This window comes from Streptomyces sp. NPDC094034 (genome assembly GCF_040303865.1).
GTDB lineage: Bacteria > Actinomycetota > Actinomycetes > Streptomycetales > Streptomycetaceae > Streptomyces.
Window position 1 is genome coordinate 355,175 of record NZ_JBEOUD010000002.1, and the last position, 16,254, is coordinate 371,428.

Annotated in this window: 13 protein-coding genes; 9 read left to right on the top strand and 4 right to left on the bottom strand. The window is 71.4% G+C overall.

Annotated elements, in window-relative coordinates; all coding sequences use genetic code 11:
* Positions 1-59: 59 nt before the first annotated feature.
* From ABTZ59_RS03970 to ABTZ59_RS03990, 5 genes are all read left to right on the top strand, one after another.
* Entirely contained in the window at positions 60-2,372 is a 2,313-nt protein-coding gene (locus ABTZ59_RS03970; RefSeq protein ID WP_351389896.1) for a heavy metal translocating P-type ATPase, read from the top strand.
* Between the two features lie 65 nt (positions 2,373-2,437).
* Positions 2,438-3,103, top strand: coding sequence for an HD domain-containing protein (locus tag ABTZ59_RS03975; RefSeq protein ID WP_351389898.1), 666 nt, complete (start codon positions 2,438-2,440; stop codon positions 3,101-3,103).
* A gap of 226 nt (positions 3,104-3,329) precedes the next feature.
* Complete coding sequence (locus ABTZ59_RS03980; protein WP_351390139.1) at positions 3,330-4,568, top strand: Cmx/CmrA family chloramphenicol efflux MFS transporter; 1,239 nt, start codon at positions 3,330-3,332, stop codon at positions 4,566-4,568.
* Between the two features lie 124 nt (positions 4,569-4,692).
* Positions 4,693-5,040, top strand: coding sequence for a Pepco domain-containing protein (locus ABTZ59_RS03985; protein ID WP_351389900.1), 348 nt, complete (start codon positions 4,693-4,695; stop codon positions 5,038-5,040).
* Positions 5,041-5,047: 7 nt separating this feature from the next.
* The gene (locus tag ABTZ59_RS03990; protein WP_351389904.1) at positions 5,048-9,799 is read left to right on the top strand and encodes an HD domain-containing protein; all 4,752 of its coding nucleotides are present in this window, start codon (positions 5,048-5,050) and stop codon (positions 9,797-9,799) included.
* A gap of 9 nt (positions 9,800-9,808) precedes the next feature.
* Here the strand turns inward: ABTZ59_RS03990 and ABTZ59_RS03995 are convergent, their stop codons facing one another.
* On the bottom strand, positions 9,809-10,102 hold the full coding sequence (locus tag ABTZ59_RS03995) for a DUF4031 domain-containing protein (protein ID WP_351389909.1): 294 nt from the start codon (positions 10,100-10,102) through the stop codon (positions 9,809-9,811).
* A complete protein-coding gene (locus tag ABTZ59_RS04000; protein ID WP_351389912.1) occupies positions 10,099-10,533 on the bottom strand; it encodes a DUF8819 family protein in 435 nt (144 codons plus the stop codon). The genes ABTZ59_RS03995 and ABTZ59_RS04000 overlap by 4 nt, the downstream gene beginning before the upstream one ends.
* 63 nt (positions 10,534-10,596) lie before the next feature.
* On the opposite strand from ABTZ59_RS04000, the gene ABTZ59_RS04005 reads away from it, so the two are divergent.
* From ABTZ59_RS04005 to ABTZ59_RS04015, 3 genes are all read left to right on the top strand, one after another.
* Positions 10,597-11,517 carry a MurR/RpiR family transcriptional regulator gene (locus ABTZ59_RS04005; RefSeq protein ID WP_351389917.1) on the top strand — a complete coding sequence of 307 codons (921 nt, stop codon included), beginning with the start codon at positions 10,597-10,599 and terminating at the stop codon, positions 11,515-11,517.
* Positions 11,518-11,693: 176 nt separating this feature from the next.
* Positions 11,694-12,626 carry an N-acetylmuramic acid 6-phosphate etherase gene (gene murQ / locus ABTZ59_RS04010; RefSeq protein ID WP_351389921.1) on the top strand — a complete coding sequence of 311 codons (933 nt, stop codon included), beginning with the start codon at positions 11,694-11,696 and terminating at the stop codon, positions 12,624-12,626.
* A 13-nt stretch (positions 12,627-12,639) separates the two neighbouring features.
* Entirely contained in the window at positions 12,640-14,208 is a 1,569-nt protein-coding gene (locus tag ABTZ59_RS04015; RefSeq protein ID WP_351389924.1) for a PTS transporter subunit EIIC, read from the top strand.
* Here the strand turns inward: ABTZ59_RS04015 and ABTZ59_RS04020 are convergent.
* Entirely contained in the window at positions 14,125-15,075 is a 951-nt protein-coding gene (locus ABTZ59_RS04020; RefSeq protein WP_351389927.1) for a GlxA family transcriptional regulator, read from the bottom strand. The two genes, ABTZ59_RS04015 and ABTZ59_RS04020, sit on opposite strands and share 84 nt — an antisense overlap.
* A 181-nt stretch (positions 15,076-15,256) precedes the next feature.
* On the opposite strand from ABTZ59_RS04020, the gene ABTZ59_RS04025 reads away from it, so the two are divergent.
* Positions 15,257-15,724, top strand: a complete 468-nt coding sequence (locus tag ABTZ59_RS04025; RefSeq protein ID WP_351389930.1) for a DUF2269 family protein — start codon at positions 15,257-15,259, stop codon at positions 15,722-15,724.
* 52 nt (positions 15,725-15,776) lie between these two features.
* On the opposite strand, the gene ABTZ59_RS04030 is transcribed toward ABTZ59_RS04025, so the two are convergent.
* Positions 15,777-16,193: an amidase gene (locus tag ABTZ59_RS04030; RefSeq protein WP_351389933.1), complete on the bottom strand. Its 417-nt coding sequence runs from the start codon at positions 16,191-16,193 to the stop codon at positions 15,777-15,779.
* Positions 16,194-16,254: the final 61 nt, after the last annotated feature.

Sequence of the window (16,254 nt, forward strand, 5' to 3'; positions counted from 1 at the left end):
GGGTGAGATACCCCTAGGGGGTAGGATGTGTAACGGTCGAGGAGAAGGAGCCGTCAGCCATGAGCCCCACACGGACCACTGGCGCAGCCACCACCGGCGCCACCGGCACAGCCGCCGAAGTCGAGCTCGTGATCGGTGGCATGACCTGCGCCTCCTGCGCGGCGCGGATCGAGAAGAAGCTGAACCGCATGGACGGGGTCGAGGCCACCGTCAACTACGCCACCGAGAAGGCCAAGGTCAGCTACCGGGGCGAGGACGTCGCGGTCGAGGATCTGATCGCCACCGTCGAAGCCACCGGCTACACCGCCACACCGCCCGCACCGGCCCCCGTGGCCGCGCAGGACGGTCAGGACGGACAGGACGGTACGGACACCGCGGAGGACGCCGCGGACGCGGAACTGCGGCCGTTGCGGCAGCGGCTGACCACCGCCGTCCTGCTGTCCGTCCCGGTGATCGCGATGGCGATGATCCCCGCCCTCCAGTTCGACTACTGGCAGTGGCTCTCCCTCACCCTCGCCGCCCCGGTCGTCACCTACGCCGCCTGGCCCTTCCACCGCGCGGCCTGGACCAACGCCCGCCACGGCGCGGCCACCATGGACACCCTCATCTCGGTCGGGGTCTCGGCCGCGTTCCTCTGGTCCCTGTGGGCGCTGTTCTTCGGCATGGCCGGCATGCCGGGGATGACGCACGCCTTCGAGCTGACCATCGCCCGTACCGATGGCGCCGGGAACATCTACCTCGAAGCCGCCGCCGGCGTCACCGCCTTCATCCTCGCCGGCCGCTACTTCGAAGTCCGCTCCAAGCGCAAGGCCGGCGCCGCCCTGCGCGCCCTGCTCGAACTCGGCGCCAAGGACGTCACGGTCCTGCGCGACGGCGACGCGGTGACCATCCCCACAGCCCAGCTGCGCACCGGCGACCACTTCCTCGTCCGGCCCGGGGAGAAGATCGCCACCGACGGCACCGTCGTGGAAGGCTCCTCCGCGATCGACGCGTCGATGCTCACCGGTGAGTCCGTGCCCGTGGAGGTCACCGTCGGGGACGCGGTCACCGGCGCCACCCTCAACGCAGGTGGCCGCCTTGTCGTCCAGGCCACCCGGGTCGGCGCCGACACCCAGCTCGCCCGCATGGCCCGCATGGTCGAGGACGCCCAGAACGGCAAGGCCGCCGCCCAGCGCCTCGCCGACAAGATCTCCGCCGTCTTCGTACCCGCCGTCATCGTCCTCGCGCTGGCCACCCTCGGCTTCTGGCTCGGCAGCGGCGCCGGACTCACCGCCGCCTTCACCGCCGCCGTCGCCGTCCTGATCATCGCCTGCCCCTGCGCCCTCGGCCTGGCCACCCCGACCGCCCTCATGGTCGGCACCGGCCGCGGCGCCCAGCTCGGCATCCTCATCAAGGGCCCCGAGGTCCTCGAATCCACCCGCCGCGCCGACACCATCGTTCTCGACAAGACCGGCACCGTCACCACAGGCCGTATGACGCTCCTCGGCACACACACCGCCGACGACACGGACGAGACCGAGGTGCTGCGGCTGGCGGGCGCGCTGGAGCACGCCTCCGAACACCCCATCGCCCGGGCCGTCGCCACCGCGGCGGCCGAGCGGACCGGGGCACTCCGCACACCCGAGGACTTCGCCAACGTCCCCGGCCTCGGCGTCCAGGGCATCGTCGAGGGCCACGCCGTCCTCGTGGGCCGTACCAAGCTGCTCGCCGAGTGGGAGATCCATCTCCCCGAGGACCTGGCGCACGCGAAGGAGACGGCCGAGGCCGCCGGCCGCACCGTCATCGCCGTCGCCTGGGACGGCCGGGCACGCGCCGTCCTCGAAGTCGCCGACGCCGTCAAGGACACCAGCCCCGAGGCCATCCGCAGGCTGCGCGCCCTCGGCCTGACCCCGATGCTCCTCACCGGCGACCACAAGGCCGTCGCCCACGCCGTGGCCAAGGAAGTGGGCATCGACCCCGACCAGGTCATCGCCGACGTCATGCCCGAGGACAAGGTCGACGTCGTCAAGAAGCTCCAGGCGGAGGGCCGCTCCGTCGCGATGGTCGGGGACGGTGTCAACGACGCCGCCGCCCTCGCCCAGGCCGACCTCGGACTCGCCATGGGCACCGGCACGGACGCGGCCATCGAGGCCGGCGACCTCACCCTCGTGGGCGGCGATCTGCGCACCGCCGCCGACGCCATCCGGCTCGCCCGCCGCACCCTCACCACGATCCGCGTCAACCTCTTCTGGGCCTTCGCCTACAACGTCGCCGCGCTCCCTCTCGCCGCCGCCGGGCTCCTCAACCCCATGATCGCCGGAGCCGCCATGGCCTTCTCCTCCGTCTTCGTCGTCGGCAACAGCCTCCGGCTCCGCACCTTCCGGGCCTCATAGACGAGCAGCCGTACCGAGCCGGGCCCCGGAACCCCCGTTCCGAGGCCCGGCTCTATCGTCGTCCCATGCCCGCACCTGATCTGCCCGCACCTGATCCGCGCAGCCGGTTCGCGACCACGCTTCTCGCACTCCGGGAGGAGGCGACGGGTCCCGACCCGTACGAGTACGCCGACCGCCTCCTCGCCCGCTGGGCCGAGCCCCAGCGCCGGTACCACACCACCGATCATCTGCTCGCCGTCCTGGACCATGTCGACACCCTCGCCGAGTTCGCCGACGACCCCGACGTCGTACGTCTCGCCGCCTGGTTCCACGACGCCGTCTATCTGCCCGACCGTTCCGAGAACGAGGAGCGGTCCGCCCGCCTCGCCGAGCGCGCCCTCCCCGAGGCCGGGCTGAGCGAGGAGCGTACGCGCGAGGTCGCCCGGCTCGTCCGGCTCACCACCACCCACGCCGCCGCGCCGGGCGACCGCAACGGCGCCGTCCTGTGCGATGCCGACCTCGCCATCCTGGCCTCGGGTCCCGAGGCGTACGCGGCCTACACGGCGGCGGTACGGGAGGAGTACGGCTTCGTCCCCGACGACGCCTTCCGTACCGGCCGGGCCGCCGTACTGGAGCAACTGCTCGCCCTGCCCGCGCTGTTCCGTACCCCCTACGGCGCGCGCGAGTGGGAGGCGCGCGCCCGCGCGAATCTGGCCGACGAGTTGCGCGACCTCACCCGTCTCACCAGCTGAGAGCCGGCGATCCGACGGAATGCGAGGGCTGATACGGGCGTTGTCAGCTGTCGTGCCCGACTCCGCCGATTCCTCACCGCCGAAGCGGCCGATACCCAAGCCGACACCGACAGCGACGCCGACACCGACACCGACACCCAAGCCGATACCTTCGATGGCGAAGCCGCTCCCGTCCCCCGGCCGGCCCGCGCCCCAGGATCCGTCCCCGTCCCCGTCCCGGTCCCGTATGCCCCTCGCCGTCTACATCCTCGGCCTGTCCGTCTTCGCCCTCGGTACGAGCGAGTTCATGCTCTCGGGCCTGCTGCCGCCCCTCGCCGACGACATGAACGTGTCCATTCCCACGGCCGGGCTCCTGATATCCGCCTTCGCGATCGGCATGGTCGTGGGCGCGCCGCTGCTCGCCGTCGCCACCCTGCGGCTCCCCCGCCGCACCACCCTCATCGCGCTGATCTCGGTCTTCGGCCTCGGCCAGGTCGCGGGCGCGCTCGCCCCGACGTACGAGATCCTCTTCGCCTCCCGCGTCGTCAGCGCGTTCGCCTGTGCCGGGTTCTGGGCGGTCGGCGCGGCCGTCGCCATCGCGATGGTGCCGCACAACGCGCGCGCACGCGCCATGGCGGTCATGATCGGCGGGCTCTCCATCGCGAACGTACTCGGCGTCCCGGCCGGCGCGTTCCTCGGCGAGCACCTCGGCTGGCGCTCGGCGTTCTGGGCGGTCGGCGCGGCCTCCGCGGTCGCGCTGGCCGGTGTCGTCACCCTCATCCCGCGTATCCCGCGGCCCGCCGAGAAACCCCGGCTGAAGCGGGAGCTGACCATCTACCGCGACCGTCAGGTCTGGCTCTCGATCACCGTCACCGCGCTCGCGGCGGGCGGTGTCTTCTGCGCCTTCTCGTATCTCGCCCCGCTGCTCACGGACGTGACCGGCCTCGACAGCGGCTGGGTGCCGACGGTGCTGGCGCTCTTCGGTCTCGGCGCGCTGGTCGGCACGGCGCTCGGCGGCCGGTACGCGGACGCCCATCTCTTCGGCGTCATGATCGGCGGCGTCACCGCGTCGACGGTCCTGCTCGCCCTGCTGGCGCTCACCGCCTCGGACCCGGTGGCCGTCATCACCCTGACCTTCCTGCTCGGCGTCTCGGCGTTCTTCACGGCCCCGGCGCTCAACGCCCGTATGTTCAATATCGCCGCCGCGGCCCCCACCCTCGCGGGCGCCACCACCACGGCCGCCTTCAACCTCGGCAACACCGGCGGCCCCTGGCTCGGCGGCACGGTCATCGACGCGGGCCTCGGCTTCGCCTCGACGGCCTGGGCGGGCGCGGCGATGACGGTCGTCGCGATCGGTCTCGCGGCGCTCTCACTGCGCTACCACCGCGCGACGGCGGGCAGCCGGGTGGTCGCGGGCTCGCTCCTGGCCTCGTCCGCCGAGTCGGCCAAGGCGGCCGAGGACGACGTCCGCAGTCCCCTGTCGTAGCCCTCTCGTAGCCCTGCCGGGGCCCCTGCTGTCTGATACGTAACCCTCCCCACACCCCCCTCGGCAATCTAGAGTTGAGGCACATGAGTTGAGGGGCCATCAGCTTCACGCGGGGGAGACCGGGATGTCGCAGCACGAGCCGGACGGGACCGAGGGACAGACACTGCCGTTCTGGGTCGACGTCGTGGAGGAGGAGGGCGAGGACGGCAACGCGATGGGCGGCCTCTTCCGGCACGACGGCGAGGCCGTCCTGCGCTCGGTTCCGCTGGGACCCCTCCGCAAGAATCTGGCTGATACGGTCGACGCGCTCCAGAAGGTCTTCGAGGAGGTCACCGAACGCGGCGGCGCGCTCCCGCTCGCCGAGGCCCAGCTCTCCTTCCAGGTCACCGCCACCGGCGGTATCCAGCTCATCGGCAGTGGCCAGGTACAGGGAACCCGCGGTCTGACGCTCACGTTCAAGCGCCCGTCGTAGGGGTTCCATGCCACGCCACAAGGCTCTCCTCATCGGAGCCAGCGAGTACGACGACGAGACGATCCGCTCACTGCCCTTCGTCCGTGACGACCTCCAGCGGCTGGAGGGCGCGCTGTCCGACCGGGGGTTCCGGCCGGTGGAGATCGCCGAGTCCCAGCGCGGCATCACCCCGAACGCCGTCAACCGCCACGTGCTGCGCTTCCTGCGCGAGGCAGGCCGTGGCGACACCCTGTTCATCATGCTCAGCGGCCATGGGGTGCACTTCGACGGCCGGGACTATCTCGTCCCGGAGGACGCCTACTACGAGAGCGAACCGTTCGCCGAGAGCTGCGTCGAGATCGGCTGGCAGAAGGAGTTGGAGGACTCCCCCGCCGGCCAGGTGGTCTTCCTCATCGACGCCTGCCGGGAAGGTTCGTCCCGCAGGACCAAGTCCCCGACCCGGATGCCCGGTTGGGAACGCCCCAAGATCGCCGCGACACTGCGCCGCAAGGTCGCGTACGTGTACGCGTGCTCCAAGGCCCAGTACGCGCTGTACGTGGACGAGTCCGAGGCCGTACTCCCCCAGCACGCCGACGCCGTCGTCACCCAGCCGAAGGACTCGTTCAGCCTCTTCTCCCGCGCGGTCGCGGACGTCGTGTCGAACGTCCCGCACACGCTGCACATGGGCGAGTTCCTGGACGAGGTGCAGCGCCGGGTGACCGCGCTGCACACGGCGTACGGCAAGACGCCCGCCGTCCAGCGGATCAGGGCCGAGACCGACATCCCCTGGCAGGAGTTCACGGTGCTGCCGGGCCCGGCCCGGGACGCCGCAGAACATCCCTGGGTTCGCGGCACCGCCGCCCACCCCGTATGGGAACGGACCGCGCCCGGCGCCGCCCGCGAAGCGCTCAAGGGCGTCTGCGCCACCCTCGCCGCCCGGCTCGCCGAGGGGTACGAGACGGCCGCGGCCACGCTGCGGGACGACCCGTGGCACGACGCGGAGCTGGCCAAGCGCGCCCAGGACCGGCTGGGCTTCCTCACCGGCCGGCTCGCGGCCGGTACGGAACTCTCCCCGACCGAAGCCGCGTTGACGGTCCTGCTGCCGCTGCTCGGGCAGGCGTTCTGGACGCATGAAGCGGCCCAGCGGGCGCCCGTCGTCACGGCGGGCCCGGCCGATCAGTCCACCCCCGAGCGCGACCGCTTCGGCAAGTTCGCCCAGGGCTTCCCCCGCCTCCAGCGCCGGCTGCGCACCCTGGAGCAGCGCGGTGTCTCGGACGGATCGGCCGAACGCATCCGCTGGTGGCTGTTCCACCGCTGGCTGGTCCGGCAGCCCGAGCTGTACGCGTCCCAGACCCTGAAGACACTGCTCGGCCCGCCGCCGGGCGGACCCGAGTGCCCGGAGTGGGTGACGGACGCCCTGTCAGGCGAGCGCTTCATGCGCTTCCTCCAGGAGCTGCGGGCGGCGCCGTTCGCCGTACCCCGTCGCGCCACCGGCCGCACAGGCGATTCGGACCGGTCGTACCGTACCGGGCAGGGCGACGGCGACTACGACGTCATCGCCGCCAGCACGAGAGACGAACACGAGGTGAGGGAATCCCTCGTCGCCTCCCTCGCCAAGGCCGCCCAGGCGTTCGCCGTGGACCCGGTGGATCTGCCGGAGATCCTGGTGGAGCACATCGGGATCTCCGACAGCGTGCACCTCGGCGATCTGCTGACGACGATCCGCGGCTCCGACTGGCGCACCTCGGGCCTCGGCCGCTCCCTGAACGCGGTCTGCCGTCACCCGGCCGTCCAGATCGCCCTGCGCGAGCACGCCCACCGCGTGGACGCGCTCCTGCGCGACATCAACCGGACATCGGCGCTCGCCCCGCTGCGCTCCCTGCCGCCGTACGCCGACGCTGACCGCGTCAGGCTCAGCGGCAACACCCCCACTCATCTGGCCGACGGCATCCGCTTCCAGCTCGCCGAGGACCGGGTGCAGGAACTGCTTATGGGCGAGGAGCTGTACGGCGAACGCGAGCTGGCGATCCGGGAGTTGTACCAGAACGCCCTGGACGCCGTCCGTTACCGGGACCGCCGTACGGAATACCTGCGCAGGACCGGCGAGATGCCCACGCGGTGGGACGGCCTCATCGAGTTCGTCCAGAAGGCCGACGCCCAGGGCCGCCCGTATCTGGAGTGCCGGGACAACGGCGTCGGCATGGGCATCGACGAGCTCCGCGACGTCTTCTCCCAGGGCGGCGCGCGCTTCGTCGACCTGCCGGAGTACATCGAGGAGCAGACGGCCTGGGCCGAGCTGGGCGAACCACGCATCGAGCTGCACCCCAACAGCCGCTTCGGGATCGGCGTGCTGAGCTACTTCATGCTGGCGGACGAGATCGAGGTGACGACGTGCCGCATGGGACGTGACGGCCGCCCCGGCAACAGGTACCAGGTGAAGATCGCGGGCCCGGGAAACCTGTTCCGCGTCGAGGACCTGGGGCCGGGTACGGCCTCCGGCACGACGGTGCGGCTCCTGCTGACGGACCACAAGGAGCGTGTCTCGTGCGTGGACACCCTCCAGAAGGTGCTGTGGCTCGCTCCGTACCGTACGAAGGCGGAGCACGGCTCGCGACGGCACGAATGGGAGCCGGGGCGGCTCTCGGTCAGCGGCCCCGAGCTCGCGTGGGCGGAGGACTCGGACATGTTCCTGCGTTCCGGCGCCTGTTTCCCGTCGCAGAACCCCGATGTGTGGTGGGTGGACGGAACGGGCCGCTTCCTGGCGGACGGTCTGCTCGCGTCCACCGGCTCCTTCGCCACGCCCGACAGCGGAGTACGGGAGCGCTATGGCGCCGTGGTCAATCTTCACGAACAGCACCAGCCGGAGCTGAGCGTCGACCGCAAGATGATCCGCGCCAACGACAAGGATCATGTCAACGCGGTGCTGAGCGAGGCACTGCCCAGCCTGTTCTCGACCGCGCTGCCGCTCCTGACGCCGGGCTGGCTGACCGAGGTCAGCCTCTCCTCCGTCCGTTTCGCGGACGAGGTCGCCGAACATGCCCGCAGGAGTGAGGTGCCCTGGCCCGTGGGGGACGCCGAACGGCCCTTCGACGCCGTGGGTTTCTTCCGCCCCGACCAGTTGCTGCTCCCGCTCGTCACCGGCCGGTACCCGGCGGCACGGGAATATCACGCGCCGTCCTATCTGCGTACGGTGCCCGCTCCCGTCCTGCGGTGGCGACTGCTCACGCTCTACCGGGCCGGTCTCGGCGATCCGCTGACCGACACCGCGCGGGTCTCGCCTCCGCTGCCGTGCGCCCTGCCGTCCGACCACCGGCTGCTCGCCGTCGACGGTCTGGCCGGCGCGCTCGACTGGACTCCTGGCTACAAGGCGTGGATCGCCGGGCCCCACCACTCCCTGCTGTATCTCAAGGCACCGTCCCGGCTCGTGCTGAACTCCGGCATCCTGAGCGCCTACGCGCTGAACACGTGGCGCGATCCCGGGCAGATGGTCACCCTCGACGAGATCTTCCTTCTGGTGGAGAGGACCGGACTCACCGTCGGCGCCGTCGCGGAGCGGCTGAGGGCCCTGGGGTACGAGGTCACCCCTCCGACGGGCCGCGAGCTGATCGGACGAGGCGATCTTGCCCTGGTACGTGCTCTGGGCTCCGTCACCAACGGCTGGCTGGAGCCGGGCAGCGAGCTGTCGGTGGCTCAGCTCTGCTTCAGCGCGGCCGTGGCCGAGACATCCACCCGGGCGGCGGCCGACCGGCTCGCGGAACTGCGTTTCACCGTCCCCTCCGAGTATCCGAACTCCGACGGCTGGACCGCTGAGGACCGCGAGGTGCTGCGGACACTGTGGGATCTGCACGCGGATCCCGTACCGCTCGACCGGGCACGGGACATCACCTACGCCCAGCTGATCAGTGTGGCGCGCGTCTCCGGCGTGACCACACAGTCGGTCGTGGACCTGCTGGCGGCCACGGGCTTCTCCCCGCCCGCGCAGCACACACCTGGGCAGGTGTTCGACGACGAGTGGGCGCTGCTCCACTACAACGGAGTCTCCCTCGCCGTGGACCGCGAGGTGCCCGTACCGCATGTAGTGGGGGTGGCCCATCGCACCGGGCAGACCCCCGACGAGGTCGCCGTGCGGCTGCGCGCGCTCGGCTTCGAGGTGCCCGAACTCCCCGCCGATGAAATGGCGTTGAGCAAACAGGACGTCAACTTCCTCTGCTCGAAGTACGACAGGAAATCGAGCACGGCCTGGCCCGAGCCGGATCGGCCCCTGGGGCTGCGCGCGATCGCGGAACGCGCCGAGCGCTCCACCCTCTCGATGGCGGACGCGGCGGCCAGACTGCGGAACCTCGGGTATCGATGCGCGCCGGATCCGGCACTGCTCGACCGCTTCCAGGAACACGACCTCGAAGCTCTCCAGTGGTGCCTGCCCGCCGAGGACGAGCCGACGGCGATCTCTCCCACCTGGCTCTACGCGGTGGCCGAGCACCTGGAACGCCCGCCGGAAGATGTCGCGCGGTCGCTCACGGACTTCGGTTACGACGTCGCCGAACTCCCCGACAGCTGGCTCCAGGAACGGAAAGCGGAAGCGGACCTGATCGACACCCTCTCGCGCGGAGAGGAACCAATCGTCGACATCGACTACAAGGTCGAGATCTCGCTTCCCACCCTCGCCACCGTGGCCATGCGCCTGAGGCTGCCCTTCCGTACCGTCGCCCTCAAGGCCACCGCGCTCGGCATGCGCCACGAGGCCGAGACCTGGTTCCCCACCGGCGAAGCCGCCGGCTGATCCCAGCTGTCACAGATCATCGACGGCACGAACCGACTCCGCCGGACGCCCCTTCGGCCGTCGCAGCCCCGCCTCCGTGATCCTGCGTACGAGTTCCTTGGAGCCGATCTCCACCGCGCCCGCCCGCACGGCGTCCTCGTAGCGCTCCGACGGTATGTCGTAGTGGTCGCGTTCGAAGGCGCGCGCCGGGCAGCCCATGGACGCGGCGAAGGCGTGCAGCTCGCCGAACGAGACGTCGCTGACCAGATGCGACCACATACGGCCGTGCCCCGGCCAGGTCGGCGGATCGATATAGACCGTCATGAGCCGGTGTTCTCTCCCTCGGAGCCCCTGGAGTCCCGGGAGCCCGGGGAGCCCTTGGAGCCCTTGGAGCCCCGCGCGCCCAGCGAGCCCACCGCCGCGACCACCACCCCCGCCTTCCCGCACACCCAGTGCGGATCGGGCCCCAGCTCCGGTTCCACCTCCAGCGCGTGCGGCCCATCCGGCGGATCCTCGGCGCAGACCGGGCACAGCGGCCACCGCCCGTACCGTTCCAACAACGCGTCCTGTACGTCCTGCGCCACCAGTCCGGCCACGTACGCCGCGCCCTCCGGCCACTGTTCGACCCACCAGCGCCGGTGCGACACCGACTCCTCCACCAGCGACACCACCTCGGCCCGCGCGACATCGCCGGCCGCCAGATCGGCCAGCACCAGGGCGCGGGCGGTGTGCAGTGCCTGCTCAAGGTCGTCCATTCAGCCATTGTCAGGGACGACGAGGGGTTGACGAGGACGGAAATCCGAAAATATCTTTCATAAGTGACCCAAGACGTGAAGGAAAGTTTCAGCGGTGGCGCCCCACCCGCCCCCGCAGCCCTGGCCGCCAAGGTACGGACCCTCGCGCCGACCATGACCCGCTCCATGCAGCTCGTCGCCGAAGCCGTCGCCGGTGACCCCGCCGGTTGCGCCGCGCTCACCGTCACCGGTCTCGCCGAGCTGACCGGTACGAGCGAGGCCACCGTGGTCCGTACCGCCCGCCTTCTCGGCTACCCCGGCTACCGCGATCTGCGTCTCGCGCTCGCCGGTCTCGCCGCCCAGCAGCAGTCCGGCCGCGCCCCCGCCGTCACGGCCGACATAGCCGTCGACGACCCCATCGCCGACGTCGTCGCCAAGCTCGCCTACGACGAACAGCAGACGCTCGCCGACACCGCCGCCGGACTCGACACCGTCCAGCTCGCCGCCGTCGTCGCCGCGGCGGCCGCCGCCCGCCGGATCGACATCTACGGCGTCGGCGCCTCCTGCCTCGTCGGCATGGACCTCGCCCAGAAGCTGCTGCGCATCGGCCTGATCGCGCACGCGCACTCCGACCCGCACCTCGCCGTCACCAACGCCGTACAGCTCCGCTCGGGCGACGTCGCCATCGCGATCACCCACTCCGGCTCCACCGGCGATGTCATCGAACCGCTCCGCGTCGCCTTCGACCGGGGCGCGACGACGGTCGCGATCACCGGCCGCCCGGACGCCCCGGTGTCCCAGTACGCCGATCACGTGCTGACCACCTCCACCGCCCGCGAGAGCGAGCTGCGCCCGGCCGCCATGTCGAGCCGTACGAGCCAGCTCCTCGTCGTCGACTGCCTGTTCATCGGCGTGGCGCAGCGTACGTACGAGACGGCGGCGCCCGCGCTCTCCGCCTCGTACGAGGCCCTCGCGCACCGCCACAGCCCGCGCCACACCCGCTGACCGATTCGGCCAGGGGCGCCCGAACCCGACACCCGGCGACGAACACCCAGCACGCAGCACGCAGCACCCGACCTGACCCGACACCAGACACCCGACACCGGACACCGGACACCGGACACCCAACGCCCGGCACCCGCCCCCCGTACCGCTCACTCAGACGAAAGAGCCACTTCTTCATGACCTCTCCGTACGGCGACCTCCGCGCGCAGCTCGACACCCTCACCACCGAGGCGTTCCGCCCCGAGCTCGCCGAGATCGACCAGCTGCCCACCCTTGAGATCGCCCGCATCATGAACGGCGAGGACAGCACGGTCCCCGCCGCCGTCGCCGCCCAGCTCCCCCGGATCGCCGCCGCCATCGACGCCACCGCCGAGCGCGCGGCTCGCGGCGGCCGGCTGATCTACGCGGGCGCCGGTACGGCGGGCCGGCTCGGCGTGCTGGACGCCAGCGAGTGCCCGCCCACCTTCAACACCGACCCCGAAGAGGTCGTCGGTCTGATCGCGGGCGGTCCCGGCGCGATGGTCACGTCCGTCGAAGGGGCCGAGGACTCCAAGGAGCTGGCCGCGACCGATCTGACCGCCATGAAGCTGTGCGCGCAGGACACGGTCGTCGGCATCTCCGCCTCCGGCCGTACCCCGTACGCGATCGGCGCCGTCGAGCACGCCCGGAGCCTCGGCGCGCTCACCATCGGGCTCTCCTGCAACGCGCACAGCGCGCTGGCCGAGGCCGCCGAGCACGGCATCGAGATCGTCGTCGGCCCCGAACTGCTCACCGGCTCGACCCGACTCAAGGCCGGCACGGCACAGAAGCTCGTCCTCAACATGCTCTCGACGATCACCATGATCCGGCGTGGCAAGACCTACGGAAACCTCATGGTCGACGTCCGCGCCTCCAACGAGAAGCTGCGGGCCCGCTCCCGGCGGATCGTCTCGCTGGCCACGGGCGCCTCGGACGACGAGATCGAGGCCGCGCTCGCCGCCACCGACGGCGAGGTGAAGAACGCCATCCTCACCATCCTCGGCGCGGTCGACGGACCCACCGCCGCCGCGCTCCTCACCGACTCCGACGGCCACTTGCGCGCCGCGCTGAAGGCCACCCGCACCAGCTGATAAACCACGCACCATGGCACCAGCAGATACGCCCGAACCATCCGGAACCGATAGAAACCGCACCACGGCCGAGGCGATCCTCCCGCTCGTCGGAGGCGCCGCGAACATCGCGTCCGTCGCCCACTGCATGACCCGGCTCCGCCTCGGCCTGCACGACCGTTCCCTCGTCCAGGACGAAGCGCTCAGGGCGCTCCCCGCCGTGCTGGGCGTGGTCGAGGACGAGACGTATCAGATCGTCCTGGGTCCGGGGACGGTGGCGCGGGTGACGTCCGAGTTCGAGCGCCTGGTGGGCGCGGAACGGGTGGCGGCGGAGCGCGCACCTCAGGCGGCGGCCGCCCTCACCTCGGCCGCCCTCACCGCGGCCGGACTGGCCGAGCGGGGAGCGGCCGTCAAGGCGGCGCGCAAGGCCAGGAACGCCACCCCGTTCAAGCTTTTCCTGCGCCGCGTCGCCAATATCTTCGTCCCCCTGATCCCCGCCCTCATCGGCTGCGGCATCATCGCGGGCCTGGGCGGTCTCCTCACCAACCTTCACTGGCTCCCCGGGCTCGTCCCCGCCCTCACCGCCCTCGCCTCGGGCTTCATGTCGCTGATCGCGGTCTTCGTCGGCTACCGCACGGCGAAGGAGTTCGGCGGTACGCCCATCCTGGGCGGCGCGGTGGCCGCGATCATCGTCTTCCCGGGCGTCGCCGATGTCGACGCGTTCGGCCGGCAGCTCGCCCCGGGCCAGGGCGGTGTGCTCGGCGCGCTGGGCGCGGCGATGCTCGCGGTGTACGTCGAGAAGTGGTGCGGGCGGCGGGTCCCGGCGGCGCTGGACGTTCTCGTGACCCCGACCCTGACCGTTCTCGGCGCCGGTCTGGTCACGCTGTACGGCCTGATGTACGTCGCGGGCGAGGTCTCCACGGCCATCGGCGACTTCGCGGACTGGCTGCTGGCGAACGGCGGCGCGGGCGCCGGCTTCGTCCTCGGCGGCCTCTTCCTCCCCCTGGTCATGCTGGGGTTGCACCAGGCCCTGATCCCGATCCACACCACCCTGATCGAGCAGCAGGGCCACACCGTCCTCCTCCCCGTCCTCGCCATGGCGGGCGCGGGCCAGGTCGGCGCGGCGGTGGCCGTCTACGTACGCCTCTCCCGCAACGGCTCGATCCGTCGCACCATCAGGTCCGCCCTCCCGGCCGGCTTCCTTGGCGTCGGCGAACCACTCATCTACGGCGTCTCCCTCCCCCTCGGCCGCCCCTTCATCACGGCCTGCGTCGGCGGCGCGTTCGGCGGCGGCTTGGTGGGCCTCTTCGGCCAGCTCGGCACGACAGTCGGTTCGACGGCGATCGGCCCGTCCGGCTGGGCGCTGTTCCCGCTGCTCTCCGGCGACAAGGGCCTGGGCGAGCTGGCCGTGGTGTACGGGGTCGGGCTGCTGACCGGCTACGCGGTGGGCTTCGCCGCCACATACTTCTTCGGCTTCACGAAGACGATGCTGACGGAACTCAACGCGCGAACAGCGCCGTCAGCCGTGCCGGAAGGCGGCCCGGTAGACGTGCGGACTCGTACCGACGACTCGCTTGAACCGGTCGCGGAACGCGGTAGGTGACCCGAACCCCACCTGGGTCGCGATGCGGTCGACCGGATGCGTGGTCGCCTCCAGCAGATACTGGGCCTGCCGGATACGGGCCCGGTGCAGCCACTGCAACGGCGTCGTCCCGGTCTGCTCCCGGAACCGCCGGTTCAGCGTCCGCGTGCTGGTCGCCGCCCGCGCGGCGATGTCCTTGAGGGTCAGCTCACGGCCGGCGTTCTCCTCCATCCACCGCAAAAGCGGCTCCATCGTGGCCCCGGCGGGCACCGGAGGCTGGTCCTGGACGATGAACTGCGCCTGGCCGCCCTCCCGTTCCAGCGGCATGACCGACAGCCGGGCCGCGTCGGCGGCGACGGCCGACCCGTAGTCCTTACGGATCATGTGCAGACACAGATCGAGCGCGGCGGCGGCCCCGGCCGAGGTGAGGATCCGGCCGTTGTCCACGTACAGCACCTCGGCGTCGACGGTCACGGCGGGATGGCGCGCGGCCAGCAGCGGGGCGGCCACCCAGTGGGTGGTGGCGCTCAGCCCGTCGAGCAGCCCGGTCGCGGCGAGGATGAAGGCACCGCTGCACACGGAGGCGATACGGGTGCCGCGCGCGGCGGCGGCCCGCAGGGCGTCGAGTACGTCCCGCGGCACCGGCGCGGCCGGGTCGTCCGTACCGGGCAGGACGATCGTGTCGGCCTCGGCGAGCGCGTCGAGCCCGTACGGCGCCCGCAGCGCGAACGGCCCGGCGTCGATCTCGGCCCCGGCCGAGACCGCGCAGACCACGACCCGGTAGGCGGCCCGGCCGTCGGGCAGCCGGGTACGGGAGAAGACCTCGATCGGTGAGGACAGGTCGAAGGGGATGACCCGGTCGAGCGCGAGGATGGCCACGGTGTGCATGCCCCACAGGCTAAGCACCCCGCGTGACCGCTTCGTCGGCGGTGGCGAGAATCCGTGGGGACCTGGCAATAGCGCCACTACTACGGGCGTGAGCAGCGCCTTAGCGTCGACGTGCACAGCCTCCTCCCGCCGAAGCCGTGCTCACCCCCCTCCCGCCGAAGCCGAAAGAGCGATCCACGCCGTGACGAAGTTCCTGCTCGCCGTACATGTCCTCGCCGCGATCGTCGCGATCGGCCCGGTCACCGTCGCCGCCAGCATGTTCCCCCCGTACGCGAGACGGGCGATGGCAGCGCCCGAGGACCCCCGGGCGCTGTCGTCGGTACAACTGCTGCACCGCATCTGCCGTGTCTACGCGACGATCGGCCTCGCGGTGCCGGTCTTCGGCTTCGCCACGGGGAGCGCGATGGGCGTGCTGGGCGACACGTGGCTGATCGTCTCGATCGTCCTGACCGGGCTCGCGGCCGTCACGCTCATGGTGCTGGTGCTGCCGCGCCAGGAGGCGATAGTGACGGACCTCGAAGAGACGACGGGGACATCAACGACCAAGCTGACCGCGCGCCTGGGGATGCACACGGGAATCTTCAACCTCCTGTGGGCGACGGTCACGGTCCTGATGATCATCCGCCCCGGCTCCACGACGGGTGCGTGAACGCCCAGCACGCCCAGCACGCCCAGCGCGCCCAGCACGCCCCACACGCCGTTCAGCCCACCGCCGCCGTACGCAGGAACCGCACCAGGTCATCCACGCTGTACCCGAGCAGCGGCCCGCGCTCGGCGGCCATCAGCAGCAACTGCCCCACCACCTCCGCGCCCCGGCCGTCGGTCCCGTCGGAGGCCCACTCCCAGAGCCCCTCGATCCCGAGGTCGGTCATGAGCAGTCCGTGCTCGGCCCTGATCTCCGCGCACAGCGGCCCCACGGCGTCGAGCAGGGTCGCACCCCGGCGCGCGCAGCGCAGACTGAAGTACGCCTCGAATCGCACCACCGTGCATCCCTCCGGTGGCCGGGCCTTGAGCCCGTCGTAACGGGGGTCGTCGAAGTCCGGGGAACTGTCGGCCGAGCAGTGCACGAGGCTGAACCGGTGCGTGACGGCGTCTCTTGTGTCCTGGGTGCGAAGCAACGCAACTCTCCACTGTGTGTGACTGATTGGGCTACACAGAGTGGCCGACAGTCGCTAGCGT

What these genes read in the sequence shown, in the direction of transcription:
- ABTZ59_RS03970 (WP_351389896.1), top strand. Translation starts at nt 60, where the DNA reads ATGAGCCCCACACGGACCACTGGCGCAGCCACCACCGGCGCCACCGGC.
- ABTZ59_RS03975 (WP_351389898.1), top strand. Translation starts at nt 2,438, where the DNA reads ATGCCCGCACCTGATCTGCCCGCACCTGATCCGCGCAGCCGGTTCGCG.
- ABTZ59_RS03980 (WP_351390139.1), top strand. Translation starts at nt 3,330, where the DNA reads ATGCCCCTCGCCGTCTACATCCTCGGCCTGTCCGTCTTCGCCCTCGGT.
- ABTZ59_RS03985 (WP_351389900.1), top strand. Translation starts at nt 4,693, where the DNA reads ATGTCGCAGCACGAGCCGGACGGGACCGAGGGACAGACACTGCCGTTC.
- ABTZ59_RS03990 (WP_351389904.1), top strand. Translation starts at nt 5,048, where the DNA reads ATGCCACGCCACAAGGCTCTCCTCATCGGAGCCAGCGAGTACGACGAC.
- ABTZ59_RS03995 (WP_351389909.1), bottom strand. Translation starts at nt 10,102, where the DNA reads ATGACGGTCTATATCGATCCGCCGACCTGGCCGGGGCACGGCCGTATG.
- ABTZ59_RS04000 (WP_351389912.1), bottom strand. Translation starts at nt 10,533, where the DNA reads ATGGACGACCTTGAGCAGGCACTGCACACCGCCCGCGCCCTGGTGCTG.
- murQ (WP_351389921.1), top strand. Translation starts at nt 11,694, where the DNA reads ATGACCTCTCCGTACGGCGACCTCCGCGCGCAGCTCGACACCCTCACC.
- ABTZ59_RS04015 (WP_351389924.1), top strand. Translation starts at nt 12,640, where the DNA reads ATGGCACCAGCAGATACGCCCGAACCATCCGGAACCGATAGAAACCGC.
- ABTZ59_RS04020 (WP_351389927.1), bottom strand. Translation starts at nt 15,075, where the DNA reads ATGCACACCGTGGCCATCCTCGCGCTCGACCGGGTCATCCCCTTCGAC.